Source organism: Leptospira koniambonensis (assembly GCF_004769555.1).
In the GTDB taxonomy this organism is placed as follows: Bacteria; Spirochaetota; Leptospiria; order Leptospirales; family Leptospiraceae; genus Leptospira_B; species Leptospira_B koniambonensis.
Window position 1 is genome coordinate 395,239 of the sequence record NZ_RQFY01000004.1, and the last position, 13,869, is coordinate 409,107.

Here is a 13,869-nt window from a genome sequence, read left to right on the forward strand (position 1 = left end):
GAGTTCTTATCTCTTGCGGATCGCGATCATCGCAATATCGTCCGAAAGTTTAGAGAAACCAGTTGCACTCAAATCTTGCTGCGTATGAGATTCCACGTCTGTAACAATAATCTTGATCAATTCTTCAGGACGTTTTTCTCCATTTGTATGTAATAGCTTAGCAAGTCTTTCTCTTGAATACATATCGGAGTTAGGACTTCTTGCCTCATCCAAACCATCCGTATACTCAAAGAAAACGTCTCCAGAATCTAATGTTAATGCCCTTCTTTCTATCGTAGTTTCAAAGAAAGAATTTTCATCCATGCCGATAGGTAAACCGCCAGCAGGAAGTTCTTTTATTTTTCCATCAGAAGCATCGAAGAATAAAGGTTTCATATGCCCAGCAGAAATATATTCCAATCTAGAAGTATTAGAATCGAAGATCGCCAAGAAGAATGTAATGAAAATATGATCTGGAGTGTCTTCATACAAATAACCATTCGCCTCAAGTAAGATCTTTTTAAGATCTCTTTCTCCTTTGCGAAGAATTGCACGGATCTGAGCCCTGAAAAGAGCCATCACGATTGCGGGACCAACACCATGGTTAGAAACGTCACCGATACAAATCGCGATCTTTCCTCCGCCTAATTCAATAAAATCGTAATAGTCCCCGCCCACTCCCGTCATCGCCTTATAGAATGCACCGAATTCTACATAGTCATTCAAGCTAGAAGGAAGTTTTTCGGGAAGAAGTCGTTTTTGGATTTCTTCTGCCGCCAGAAGTTCTCCTTTCATCTCTTCTCTCTCTTTCAATCCATGAACCATATCGTTCAAAGATTCACTTAATATACCGATCTCATCATAACCTGCAGGAGGAAATTCAACATTCAGGTTACCATCTCCAATCGATTCAGCATTTTTACTAATAATTCTGATCCTACGGACCACAAACCAAGCCAAACCATAAGCCAAAAGGATTGCGATTGTTCCAATGATCCCAGTATATCGGATCATCTCCTCTCGGTTAGACTTCATTTGGCGAATTCCCTCGGTCCGATCTATTAGAATAATATTATATCCTAATAAGTCCTTGCGAAGAAGTTCGTAAACTAGCCCTTTACCCTCTTCCTCCCCAGAAGCTACAAGAGGAGTAGAATCCAAGGCCCACATTACTTCTTCGACCTCGCTTCTGCTTCGGACCAAAATTCCGGAATCCCAAGCAATTCCCCTTGGAGTTTTAGGAAGTTCAGTTTCAGAATTTCCAGAAAGTATCCATTCTCTCAAAAGTCTCCATTTGATCTTAACGGACTTTCTTTCGTTTTCATCTTTATAATATCTTCTGATGCCTGCAGGCCCTGTTTTGAAAGGAATAAAGGTGAAATCTTCTAATGCCGCTTCTCTCAAACCAAAAAATGCATCTTCTGCCTTACGCTCGTAGGAATTCCCCCAATCACCTTTAGTAGACTCTAAACGAATTAAGGAATCTTTATATTCTTCTTCCTGAGATTCTAAGACTCGGATCTTCTCTTGGATCTCTTCCGGAGAAACTTTATTTTCTCCTTCTTTAGGAGGGAATTTAAGCATCTTCTCCCATTCTAAAATTTCTTTAGAAGTGCTTGAGATCTTGTCCTTTAGAGATTTATGATCATCATTCCATTTTTTCTCATTCTTCTCGAATACAGGTCCATAAGGTTGCAACTGCTCTAACTTAGTGTCACGTTTTTTGAGCATCTGTCTGTAAGCCAAAGCCAGATTTTTGAATTCTTTATCAGAAGAAGGTTTAGCTTTTCCATCCTTGCGGAGTTCCGACATTCTGGTCTTCAGTCTCTGAGAAATCTCAGCGATCTCTGCGGAAATTTTTCTATCTTCTTCCAGATATTTTTCCCAGTCTTTCCGATTCTCCGCGATCTCTTCCGCCATAGATCTAGATCTTTCTGCAGTACTTGGATTTCTAAAAACAGGACGATATACTACTTCGTATTGTCTTCCGCCTACTTCATAACTTTCAGGTTCAGATTTGTTTTGTATAACTTCCAAAACATCTGTGTCCCCAAAAAGAGCTTTACGACTTTCAATAAAGTCAGCTTGGGCGAGTAATTTTTTTCCTGTCTCTGAACTTTGAGAGAATAACAAACCTGTATCTAAGGTTTCCTTCCCCACTCTATCATATGCTAAAATTCTAATTTTATCCGGAAGTAGACCTAAGGAAGAAATTCGATCTTTAAAAGATCCTCTAAAAAAATTCTGAAGAGCTTTTGTTAATGCAGTCTCACCTGATGCAGCCCTCTTTTCTCCATCTGGGATCGCTTTTTCAGCGGCCTTACGCTCCTTCTCCAATTTATCCTTATCTGTCAGATATGTTTTTTTCTTTTTGGGATCTAAGTCTGCTTTAGTTAATTCTGTATCTAAAAACTTAATTTCTTCTGTGATTTCTTCTATTCTGATCTTAGAAGTTTCTGCGCTGATCCGAGCAAGAGCCGTTTTTTCAGCGATAGATCGGATCCTTTCGTAAACAGGAGTGTCAATCGGTGCTCCATTCTCTTTTCTTAATTCGTTACGGACCTTAGATTCGAATTCTTGGATCTCTTTTTCGGAAAGATATTTTGTAAAATAAGTATCTACAGATTTATAAACATTTCCTCTTTTAACATTCAAACCTATGGATTGACCGAATGATTTTAATGCTCCGAAAAACCCACCTTCCTTCTGGACAACTGTCCTTTTGAACTTACTGAGTTGTTTTTTCTTCTCTTTAACCCTGACCTTGAATTCCTCGATCAAGATCATACTTCGACTCAGGTTTTCCAGATCCAAAACGACTGAGTTTACATATTCCAAAGGAGCCTTTAACTCTGACTCAAGCTTCTCTTCTAAAGCTTTTGTCTGTTGGGAATAATGGATTATAGAAGTAAAACCTAATATAGAGATGACCAATGCGGCCGTGAAAAAGGAAAGTTTTGCTCGAATGCCGGGCAGAACCGCTCTTAGGAATTTGTTTTTAATCATCTTATTATCTCGTATGGATCAGAGTGAGTTTATTACGCGGAGGATTTTTGAGACGCTGGTAACGTACGACCATTATCTTTTTAATGGAACGTAATCCGAAACCTCCATCTGCACCGCTTTCGTATAATTCCTTCCAGGTTTCGCTTTTTTCTTTGGTGGGATCGAAAGGAACGCCTTGGTCCAGGATGGAAAACTTCCAGCTTCCTTTATTCTTTTTCATTCTTAATTCAATTTTAGAAGAGTCAGGCTCCGTAAATCCATGTTCTATTACATTAGTCATAGCTTCGTCTAGGCAGAATACTATCCTGCCTTTGACAATATCAGAACAGTCCTCTCCTAAAAATTCGCGGACTTCTCCCCGAATTTTAGAAAGTTCGTCCAGATCGACGGAGTAATATAGGATTTTTTCCGGAGCGAAATCCATGAGAGGATTCAAACTCCGCCTAACGCATCATTTAAAGAAGGAAATACTCTCACCTTTTTAGTGAAGTACATCAGTTCCATCGTATCCTTTACTTCTTTTTTAAGACTACAGAAAACGATCTCGCCTGATTTTTCCTTCAGAAATTTTTGGATTGAGTTCAAAACACCAATCCCAGCAGAAGCGATATAAGTAAGAGCAGAACAATCACAAATAATTGTTTTGATCCCGTTACCTACTGCAGCTTCTAATTTGATTTTCAGATCCGGAGCAGTCTTAGCATCAATCTCTCCTGCAACTGTGAGAATTAATTTGCTTCCGTCTACTTTCTCGTTGAATGTGAGGTTTGCCATTTACACACCCTTCCTTAATTCTTTCATTAAATCCTTCGCTTGGATGATTCCGTATAATTTTCTTTCTAAGGAGTCTATTTCATAGTAATACTTTGTATTCGGATCTCCTTCGAAGATATGTGCATATTTCCGAATACCTTGGATCGCTTTCTTAGCGTTCCCTTCTAATATACCTTTTGTTATAGAAAAGTAAAGTTCGATTGCAAGAGAATCTCTCAAAGTCTCTTTAAATCCAACTTCACGTTTTCCTAATGCATCCAAAAGATTTTCCACCTCTTGTTCGCTATAAGTTTCGGAATCGCTGTAATTGATTATATATCTGGAAAGTAACTTTTTACAACGAACCAGGTTATTAACTTTTGCAGCAGATAGTATCTGCTGATATAAAGTATGAACTTCTGTATCCAAATATACTTTTTGTCTGGTCCCATCTAATTTTACGGGCTCAAAAGCAGATTTTAATTCTTCTTTGGAAAAATTTTTAATTGAATCTTCGAAAAGTTTTTCATTATTACTGCTAGTTACTTTCTCAAATTCTTTTAAAGGTTTTTCTAATACAGCTATAAACTCCAAAGCTTCTGGAGAAACAGCTACACTTCCCGTTTCTTGAATCCTTTCCAAAAAGAAAATACAAGAATCACCTAAGGCTGAAAGACTTTCTATAATCGCCTGAGAGATCAAACGTTTACATTGGTGAGGGATAGTATGCAAATAAGATGGATTATTAGAATCCTCTTGGATCTTATCTATCATCTTACTGGCAGCAAGCGCAGAATGTGATTTTTCTTTTTCCCAACCTGCATAGATAAACGGTTCATACAGATATTTTTTAAAATGCTTTTTGCCGGACATGGCAAGAAGTCGGATGATTTTTACAAGTTCCTGTGCGAGATCCGAAGGGATCGATGTTCGTTTTTCGGCCATATCGAGGTCAGAATCATTTTATAAACTCTTAAAAAAAGCATAGCAAATTCCGAAATTCGAATAGATTCCGAGAGAAACTAATAGGACATAAGAGCCTGTTCCAGACTCTTGAAGCCCGCGATCAAATACTAATCAATGACTTAAGTTTTGGAACGGACTATAAAACAGATTTCAGAATTGTAATATTGGGTTTTGGGGCGACTCCTCGCTTTGCTCGGACCGGGCTCAACGCTTCAATCAGCGACGCACAATTTATTGTGCATCGCCGGATTTCCGCTGCGATCCCTGTCGCATTTAGAAAACAAAATTTACTTTTTCATTTCTTTTCGAATCTTTTCATCCAATCAAAAAAGTCAGCTTGCCATAAGGCCTGAGCCCCTAATTGGCAATGTTCTGCTCCCCCTGAGGCTCGATCATAGATTACTGAAGTAACAGATTTTGCATTCGTCAATTTACGTTTAAAATCCTCAACCTGTTTCAATGGAATAAAATGATCTTCGGTCGCCGCAAAAATCAGAACCTCTTGGGTTATTTTTTCTGCAGAAGACTCCAAAGTATAATTCCTAAAAGCTTTCAAAGTCTCAACTGAGCTTGCAGTTTTCATAGTCCATTTTCCATTTTTTACTCCCCAAGAAAAGCTAGGAGAAAAAGAAGATTTGATCTTAACAAGAAACTCAATTAGATTATTATAATTCTGTTTTTCCAACCAAAGAATAATTCCTGGAACTGTACGTTCCGCTACTTCTCCGAAATCATATAAAACATCATAAGCAACCACTCCATCAAATCTCTTATCAAAAGCCGCCGCGCGAGGAGCAAGATATCCTCCTAAACTCATTCCAACCAAAACCGTTTTAGAGGGTTTTGGATGAGAAGCAAGGAAAGTATCAAGCACTGCTTTCGTAGGTTTTTCCCATTCCGGAGTAAATCCCAAATTTTGTTTTCTTAAAACAGAACCTTGGCCTGGCCCTTCGTAAGTAAGTACACTAAATCCTCTTTCATAAGCAGCTCGTACAAGACCAAAATATAATTCTTCTAAGGTAGAATCGAAACCTCCAACAAAAACGATTAGAGGTTTTTTATCCGCACCTGCAGGCCCTGGATAATAGATCGCATTTAGATGGTGGTCTCCATAAGGAACTTTGATCTTTTCATGTTTTACTCCAAGACTATCCAAACCCTTGTGAAAAATTTCCACAGACTTGTCGAAAGCAGCAGGTCTTTTTTCATCATCAGGATCTAGGAAAAATTCAGCAGTTCTTAAGTAATTATGGGCTCTTAAATATGCCTGACCCTTACTCATTGGATCTTGAATCTTATCTGCTCTCTCGAGCACTTTATTGCCCGCATTCTCCCATCCATAAAACCAAGATTGAGGATCGCCTTCCTTGATATTCTTAACCGCTTCTAGAATTTCTCCAGTCTCTGCCCCATCGCTACGAGCATCGTTTAAGGCTCTTAAGGTTTGAAAATGATACGCTTGGTCATTAAAAAAGCGCCCCTTTTCAATTTTTCCGCAATTCCAGACCGAAATCAAAAATACCGTAAAAATCAAAAGTGAGTTAAATTTTCCAATTATATATCCCATTTAAATTCTCCAAAACATGAACTTTGTTCATATATGAGACTAACCAAAAACAGAATGTAAATTCAAAATTTGAACATTGTTCATATTTTATAAAAAAATGGAAAATACGCTTGTTGGCAAACCGCTCAACACAGAGCATTTTAAAAGATGGATCCAAAGAAGAAAAGTGTCCGAAATCCGGTCCAAGATCGTTCCATTGCCCGAAAGGAAAATCTTATAGAAGCAGCCTATAAGTTAGTAAAACGTAACGGATATAATGAGACAGGAATACGCGACATAGTAGAAGAAGCAGACGTTTCCATTGGGACATTCTATGCATATTATAAGGATAAAAACGATATCGCAATAGAAGTGATCCGAAAGTACAGCGAGGAATTTTACGGCAATCTCGCCGCGGAAACTATCAGTTCTCTTCCTGAAAATGCAGATATGACTCGGATCATTTTGGAAATTCTTACCAGAATGCGTAAGTCAGCTCTGAAGAATAAAAAACTACATAAAGAATTTGCGATACTTTCTATTGCAGATCAAACACTTGCAAACGTTGTGAAAAAAATAGAAAGAGAAAGGATCGGTACCGAAGTTTTCAAGCTGATGGAATACTTCGGCAAAAATCGAAAACTAAAATCTGATCCGGCGGCACTTTTAATCGCTCAAAGAGCAATGGACGATATCATAACGTATATGGTATTGCAAGGATTCGATATTCCGGATGATAAGATCCTAGAAGAAACTGCATTGATGATCGGGAAATATTTGGAAAATCCATAATTTAAAGAATTACGCCCACATTTCCCAAACTCAAGTCGATTCGATGCTGATTTTTATAACATCTGCCAGATTTCTGAATTCATCCACAATCTTTAGAATATCAAAATCTCTAGGCATAGCAATCGTAAGTTTGATCTGAGCACTTTTAGATTGGTAATCCTGCATAAAAGATTCAGAGACCAATCTTAACTTATTTCTTAATAATAATTCCTTAAACCCTTTTCGGTGGAATTTTTTCTGTTTCAGATCCAGAATTAAAACCTTATATTCGTATTTTCCGAAATATCTTTCTTCTACTAAATCGAATAAAACTAAAATGACAAGAGTAGCGACTGTAGTTAAAAACCCTGCAAAGTATAAACCTGCACCCACAAGTAAACCAATCGCAGAAACAATCCAGATAGAAGCAGCGGTGTTTAAGCCTTTTACCGTCAGACCAAACTTCATGATCGCACCCGCGCATAAAAATCCAACTCCAGAAACCACCTGAGCTGCAATTCTGGAAGGATCTCCTCCCACTACTGAATAATATTCAGGAATAAAAATAGATAATAACATCAGAACGGTGGATGCAAGACCGATCAAAATATGGGTCCTGAAACCAGCTCCGTGATTTTTGCCCTCTCTATTCCAGCCTACCGCACCAGCAAAAAGAATGATCAAGGCCACACGAATACTTACCGTGATGGTATCGATCGTTTTAGAATCCAGAATGGTTAGAAATTCCTGCATAATCCAAGGAATGATCTAAGGTTTCAGTCGGTAAACTTCTTTTAAAAAATCTAGATCTCTACTTAACAATGCAGACATGCGGATCTTATCCCATTTCAAAGGATTGCCTTCCTTGTCCAAAGCGGTCCCGCCTGCTTCTTCCAACGCGAGAACTCCAGCAGCAAAGTCCCAGATCTTGGCTCCGCTTAAATTCATGAATAGATCAGTCTTGCCCTCTAATAATTCTAAAAATCCAGCGCCGGTTGCCGCTAAGGCACGAGTTGCTAAAGTATTTTTACTAGCGCTTGCAATCCAACGATAGTCCTCGTCTTGGAAAGTATTATTGATCTCAAGAGAAAGAACAGAACGATCCAGACTTCCTCCTTTTTTCAAGAGGATCCTTCTATCATCGATAAAGGTCCCGATTCCTCTTTGAACAGTCAGATAGGTATCCTTGGCAGGAAAATAAATACATCCAACTTTGGGAGATCCATTTTCGATATAAGCTAAAATTACACTGAATTCTTTGATCCCTCTGGAAAACAAAGTAGTCCCATCTAACTCATCACATACGATAAAAGTTCCAGGAAGAGGTTCAATATTATTCTGTTCTTCCATTATTAGCGGAATTCCAGGAAATTCTTTTTTGAGAATTTTTTCTAAAACTCGATGAGAATCTAGATCGGCTTGTGTCAAAATCTGCATTGGATCTTTTAGATCAAATGTGGATTCTTTTCCGAATAATTTTAGGATCTCTGCTCCGGCAGAATTAGATGCAAATTTGAAAACGGATAAAATTTTAGAAAGATCGGTCATCCTAAAACAGAAAACGATTAATTAGGATTTTCTGTTTGTGTATTAGGAGCAGGCTCGGAAGTTTCCATATCATCTAAGATAGAAGGACTTTTCGGTTTCTTCTTCTTAGTTTCTTTTTCTTCCTTAGGCATGGAAATAGTCCTAATTTGGATATATTTTCCAAAAACCCAGCCTTGGACAGTTTCAGTAAATGCATCCTTATACTTGGTATTTACTAAAACTTTATAATAAAAGTCCTCAATTCTCTGGCCTTCAATCGGAATGATATAAGCTACTGAATGTTTGCTGATTACTTTTCCAACTTCTCCAGATTCCAGGTCACGGATCTTAGGAGCTCCAACATAAGGCTCTCTGAGAAGAGGAGTATTATCGGAAATAATAGTCATATATTTCCCGACAGCTTTTAACTTATATAATCTGGCACTGATCTCATTTACTATATTTTCTGAACTTGAATTAGCATTCAAAATTCTTAATAATGCAAAGATCGCAAATGAATTCTTTTGTTCTGTCAAAGTATCCAGGATCTGATTTCGAAGATTTGTTTTATCTTTGAAAGAATCTTCCAGAATTTTCATGGAAGTTCTGGTCTTATGCCTTCCTAAAGCTTCTACTGCTGCTTTTTGGAATTCTTCATCTTCTGAATTTAAATAATCTATAAATATACGAAGATCCTCAGGAACCTGGTAATATCCTAAACCTAAAAGAGTAGCTTTTACGATTTCCTTATCGTCAGACTTAAGACCTTTTTTTAAGAGAACTTCTCTTGCTCCGGGATCTAATGTTTTTCCCATTCCACGGAAAGAAGCTATTCTGATCTCTCTATCAGAAGACTTAGCCCCTACATAAAAATAATCTAATGAACTTCTGGAACCTATATCTGCAAGTCCCTTGTATGCCGCCTGGCGCACCCATTCTCCATCTCGATCTATCATTTGATGAAGGATCTTAACGCCCACTGGACTTTTTAATCTTCCCAAAGCCAAAGCTGCTGCCGCTCTAACTCTTGGGATAGGATGTGTCAGTCCATACTGTTTTAAGCGAGGGTAATTATATGTGGCTTCGCCTTCAAAAACCTTTAACAAACCAGCTTTTAAAAGGTCATTATAACGTTTGGTTTCAGGGTCCAGAACCGGCTTTTTAGGATTTTTCTTATTGGTTTCTTGCTCATCAGTTGGAGCCGGATCTTCAGTCTCCGAGGAATTATTCCCTAGGTCGGAAGTATTGTTAGTATCTTCTTGAGTTTGAGCGAAAATAGGAGAAAACCAGACTCCATAGGAGGCGATCAGTAATAAGCCTGGAAATAAAAATCTGAAATTCAATAGGGCAAACATTCTTTTAATCGAAAAGCAAGCTTTGGTCCAAGAAACATTTCCCTGTGCCAGCCTCTATTCTTTTTTTCGACCATCCGTTATCGGCCGTTTACCTTTTTTTAAGGCTGAATCCTCTATTGCAAGTAATGTAACCGTAAAAGTAATAATTTCTTTCCAGAACAGGATACAGATTTGCCATCTATACCTTTATATCTATAGAATTCGATCTTCTTACACTTTTTACAATCGGAACTGCTTGACTCTCTTTTTAAGAAATGGTACCGTCTAATTCTTAGAGAAGAGGCAAATTTATCAGTAAGCTCAGCGGAAACCTTTCCGGACTCAAGTCCAATCAGATCCAAAGACTCAAAAAACTCTCCGAGCGAAGAATTCGGGAAAATGTGATTATCACACCCGAAGTTTCCAGAACACTCACAGAACTTTCCTTCGAAATCAGCAGACAAATCGGAATACTAATTGATAGGAACGGATACGTAACTCACGTGATCGTGGGATCTGATAGTTCCATCGATATCCCTTGGTTAGATCGTATCAGAACATCCGAGGCCAGGTTACGAGGTTTAAGACTCGTTCATAGCCATCTCAAAGAAGAAAGTTTAAACCAAGAAGATCTTACAGACTTAGCTTTATTACGTTTAGATTATATAACTGCAGTTACCATGGATGACAAAGGTCTTCCCAGATCTTATTATTCCGCACATGTAAATCCTGAAGACGAAGAGGGAGAACCTTGGACTGTTCTTTCTAAAAAAGTCCCAGGACAATTGGAAGAAGGTATACTAGACGAAATTCTGGACATCGAAAGCAGGATGACCAGATATCGCAAAAATCTAAAAGATGCTCAAAAAGAGAATAGAGCCTTTTTAGTAGGAGTGTATCCTGAAAATAACAGAATACGTCCTCCTGCACAATCCATTAACGAATTAAAAGAACTCTGCAGAACCGCAGGAGTTCATGTAGTAGATTCATTCATCCAAAGAAAAAATCGTTTAGATCCTTCTACAGTATTAGGAAAAGGTAAACTAGAAGAAATCGTTCTAAAAGCGATCCAAAAGCAAGTAGAAGTATTAGTATTCGATCTGGAACTCACACCTTCGCAAGCAAAGAAGATCTCAGACTATGCAGATCTAAAAGTTCTAGATAGAACCCAATTGATCCTGGATATTTTTGCAAGAAATGCAACAAGTAGAGATGGTAAACTACAAGTAGAACTTGCCCAATTAAAATATCTAAAAGGTAGACTTTCCGAGTTGGATGATAATATGTCCAGGCTGACCGGGGGAATTGGAGGAAGAGGACCTGGAGAGACAAAACTCGAGATCGGAAAACGTAGAGTAGAAGAAAGAATTTCCAGACTAGAACAAGAACTTAAGTCCTTGAAAAAACGAAGAGAGATCGCAAGAAGAAGACGTAAGAAAAATGAGATCCCAGTCTGCGGAATCGTGGGTTATACAAACGCAGGAAAATCTACGCTGCTGAATGCGATGACAAATTCTACAGTATTATCCGAAGATAAGTTATTCGCAACATTAGATCCAACATCCAGAAGGATCCGTTTCCCGGAAGAAAGAGAGATTATCATTTCCGACACTGTGGGATTTATCCATGATCTTCCCCCAGAACTATCCAATGCATTTAAAGCAACATTGGAAGAATTAGGAGATTCTGATCTTCTCGTTCACGTAGTGGATGTTTCCAATCCTGAATTCAGACAACAAATGGAAGCGGTCGAAACTATATTAGAAGATTTGAATTTATCTGATATTCCAAGGATCTTAGTATTCAATAAAGTAGATGGATTACCAGAAGAAGCACGAAACGAACTTCTAAGAGAAGCCGATCTGGATACAATCTATGTCTCAGCAATCACAGGTTTTGGATTAGAAACTCTATTAAACCGGATAGAAGAAAGAATGTATTCACAAGCAGAGGCAAAACTCTCTAGCACTAAACTTTGGGAAGAAGATGAAGAATTGGAAGAGGAAACGGAAAAAACCTACGTTTAGCGCAGGTTTTGAAGAAGGTTAATTAAACTAGACCAGCTAATTTTTCTTGGTCTAAAGCCAATCGGATCACAGAATTGATATAAGTTTCCCTGTCCGATCTTCCGGTGATATAATCTTGATACACGGATTGCAAGAGCAAATAAAACATATTCTTTCGGCCCCTAAAAGAATGTTCGGACCGACTTACTCTTCCCATAAGCCTTTTTTAGGCCTTAGACTTTTTTCTTGCTCCTAGATCCAAACGGGGAAACTTGAATAAAGTGGCCATTCTTTCCGAAATACAGATCCGAGAACTAAAGAATTCCCTAGAAAATTCCGGTCTTCCCCACCGAGAAAATCAGGATTTGAGCGTTCATTGCTCCTTTAAGATCGGCGGGATTTCTCCCATCATTGTAGAACCTGAAACCCAGGACCAAATCCTAGAAACTCTTTCCATATTCAAAAAATTGGACCTGCCTTGGAAGATTTTAGGAGGCGGTACCAATATTCTAATCTCAGATCATCCTAATGATTTTGTGATCTTAAAACTTTCAGGCGGATTTAAAGAATATAAAGATATGGGAGAAGGTCTCTTCCAAGTGGGAGCTGCAACGAATACCACTCCAATCTTCCGCCAAATTTCTCAGAAAGGATATACCGGCGCAGAGTTCCTAAGCACAATCCCGGGTTGGACAGGTGGAGCAGTCATACAAAACGCAGGATGTTACGGAGGAGAACTTTTCGATCTAATCCAAGAAGTAGAATTCTTAAGAAACGGAGAAGTTCTGAAAAAAAAACCTTCTGAAATAGAACACGGCTATAGATTTACTGAATTCTTAAAAAGAAAAGATTCCATCATTCTTTCTATTCTAATCCAATTAAAACCTGGAAACTTAGAAGAGATTGAATCTTCTCTCAAAGAAAAAAGGGATAAACGAAATTCTTCTCAGCCCCAGAACAAAAAAAGCGCTGGTTCCATGTTCAAAAACCCAAAGGTATTCGACGAACAAGGAAAAGAGATCAAAGCTTGGCAATTCATAGACAAGGTAGGCCTAAGAGGTCTACAAATTGGTGGAGCTCAAATTTCTCCGGAACATTGTAATTTTATAGTGAATACCGGAGGAGCAAAGGCTTCAGATGTAAATGGACTTGTAAATACTGTACAAGAAAAAGTGGAAAAAGAAACCGGTGTACTATTACAAAGAGAAGTGGAATACTTCGGTTCCATTCCCTAATTCCAGGAAAACCAAATGCCAGTAGTTCGAGATCCTGAAGATAAAAAAGAAAGAATACTCACCTCTGCCTTAAGGTTATTCACCGAAAAAGGTTTTGAAGGAACTCCTATACCCGACCTAGCCAAGGATGCGGGCATAGGTGCTGGAACCATATACAGATATTACAAAAACAAAGAAGAATTGGTAAACGAACTGTATCGTTTCTGGAAAAATAAACTGAAAGAAACTCTCGCAGAAAACTACCCAGAAAAAGCAAAATCCAAGGACTTATTCGTTCATTTATGGAAGGCACTTGCGACCTTCTACCACCGTTACCCGGAAGCATTCGAATTTTTAGAGTTACACTATCATTCCCCGTATCTGGACCAAGCTAGCAAAAAGGCAACTGCCCAAACTATGGAGTTCATTTGTACATTTTTAGAACAAGCTAGGGCCAAAGGAGATATCAAATCAGACCTGGGTTCTATGGAACTTGTTTCATTATGTTATGGAAGCTTCGTAGGGATGGTGAAAATGGCCAAGGGCGGGTATATTCAGCTTTCAACAGAGACATTACATGCTTCTGGTTTAACTCTTTGGAAAGCATTGGCAAAATAACGACTCTTTGTTCTAAAATTCATTTCTTAAGAGATAGGAATTATTCCAAATTGGCATCTACCGAAAATGGAAGCAATATTCCAAGTTATATCCCAATTTATCATTTCTCAAATAACATCTCTTTCTAGTATGCTTATATAAATGATCGA

13 protein-coding genes are annotated in these 13,869 nt (G+C 38.3%); 4 read left to right on the top strand and 9 right to left on the bottom strand.

Annotation, left to right across the window (positions count from 1 at the left end):
- Positions 1–6 precede the first annotated feature (6 nt).
- The 5 genes from EHQ52_RS05840 to EHQ52_RS05860 all read right to left on the bottom strand — a co-directional run bounded on the left by EHQ52_RS05840 (position 7) and on the right by EHQ52_RS05860 (position 6,271).
- Positions 7–2,985: a PP2C family protein-serine/threonine phosphatase gene (locus EHQ52_RS05840; RefSeq protein ID WP_135614310.1), complete on the bottom strand. Its 2,979-nt coding sequence runs from the start codon at positions 2,983–2,985 to the stop codon at positions 7–9.
- Between the two features lie 4 nt (positions 2,986–2,989).
- Positions 2,990–3,409, bottom strand: a complete 420-nt coding sequence (locus EHQ52_RS05845; RefSeq protein WP_135614311.1) for an ATP-binding protein — start codon at positions 3,407–3,409, stop codon at positions 2,990–2,992.
- A gap of 8 nt (positions 3,410–3,417) precedes the next feature.
- Positions 3,418–3,759, bottom strand: a complete 342-nt coding sequence (locus EHQ52_RS05850) for an STAS domain-containing protein (protein ID WP_086447289.1) — start codon at positions 3,757–3,759, stop codon at positions 3,418–3,420.
- Positions 3,760–4,683 (bottom strand): hypothetical protein, encoded by a 924-nt coding sequence (locus EHQ52_RS05855; RefSeq protein ID WP_135614312.1) that lies wholly within the window; start codon positions 4,681–4,683, stop codon positions 3,760–3,762. It abuts the gene before it with no gap.
- 316 nt (positions 4,684–4,999) lie between these two features.
- Positions 5,000–6,271 (bottom strand): alpha/beta hydrolase family protein, encoded by a 1,272-nt coding sequence (locus tag EHQ52_RS05860; RefSeq protein ID WP_135614313.1) that lies wholly within the window; start codon positions 6,269–6,271, stop codon positions 5,000–5,002.
- Between the two features lie 147 nt (positions 6,272–6,418).
- On the opposite strand from EHQ52_RS05860, the gene EHQ52_RS05865 reads away from it, so the two are divergent.
- Positions 6,419–7,042: a TetR/AcrR family transcriptional regulator gene (locus EHQ52_RS05865; protein WP_135614314.1), complete on the top strand. Its 624-nt coding sequence runs from the start codon at positions 6,419–6,421 to the stop codon at positions 7,040–7,042.
- A gap of 30 nt (positions 7,043–7,072) precedes the next feature.
- Here the strand turns inward: EHQ52_RS05865 and EHQ52_RS05870 are convergent, their stop codons facing one another.
- From EHQ52_RS05870 to EHQ52_RS05880, 3 genes are read right to left on the bottom strand one after another with little or no spacing between them, the layout of a single operon-like run.
- Positions 7,073–7,774 carry an MgtC/SapB family protein gene (locus EHQ52_RS05870; RefSeq protein WP_135614315.1) on the bottom strand — a complete coding sequence of 234 codons (702 nt, stop codon included), beginning with the start codon at positions 7,772–7,774 and terminating at the stop codon, positions 7,073–7,075.
- Between the two features lie 15 nt (positions 7,775–7,789).
- A complete protein-coding gene (locus tag EHQ52_RS05875) occupies positions 7,790–8,569 on the bottom strand; it encodes an inositol monophosphatase family protein (protein ID WP_135614316.1) in 780 nt (259 codons plus the stop codon).
- 17 nt (positions 8,570–8,586) lie between these two features.
- Positions 8,587–9,903 (bottom strand): HEAT repeat domain-containing protein, encoded by a 1,317-nt coding sequence (locus tag EHQ52_RS05880; protein WP_244244805.1) that lies wholly within the window; start codon positions 9,901–9,903, stop codon positions 8,587–8,589.
- A 335-nt stretch (positions 9,904–10,238) separates the two neighbouring features.
- Between EHQ52_RS05880 and hflX the strand changes: the two genes are divergently transcribed.
- Positions 10,239–11,909 (top strand): GTPase HflX, encoded by a 1,671-nt coding sequence (hflX, locus tag EHQ52_RS05890; protein WP_341867172.1) that lies wholly within the window; start codon positions 10,239–10,241, stop codon positions 11,907–11,909.
- Positions 11,910–11,931: 22 nt separating this feature from the next.
- Here hflX and EHQ52_RS20310 read toward each other — a convergent pair whose 3' ends face one another.
- Positions 11,932–12,057 carry a hypothetical protein gene (locus EHQ52_RS20310; protein ID WP_020769644.1) on the bottom strand — a complete coding sequence of 42 codons (126 nt, stop codon included), beginning with the start codon at positions 12,055–12,057 and terminating at the stop codon, positions 11,932–11,934.
- Positions 12,058–12,169: 112 nt separating this feature from the next.
- Here EHQ52_RS20310 and murB point away from each other — a divergent pair, with 112 nt between their 5' ends.
- A complete protein-coding gene (gene murB / locus EHQ52_RS05895; RefSeq protein ID WP_135615664.1) occupies positions 12,170–13,123 on the top strand; it encodes a UDP-N-acetylmuramate dehydrogenase in 954 nt (317 codons plus the stop codon).
- A gap of 15 nt (positions 13,124–13,138) precedes the next feature.
- On the top strand, positions 13,139–13,720 hold the full coding sequence (locus EHQ52_RS05900) for a TetR/AcrR family transcriptional regulator (protein WP_135614319.1): 582 nt from the start codon (positions 13,139–13,141) through the stop codon (positions 13,718–13,720).
- Positions 13,721–13,869: the final 149 nt, after the last annotated feature.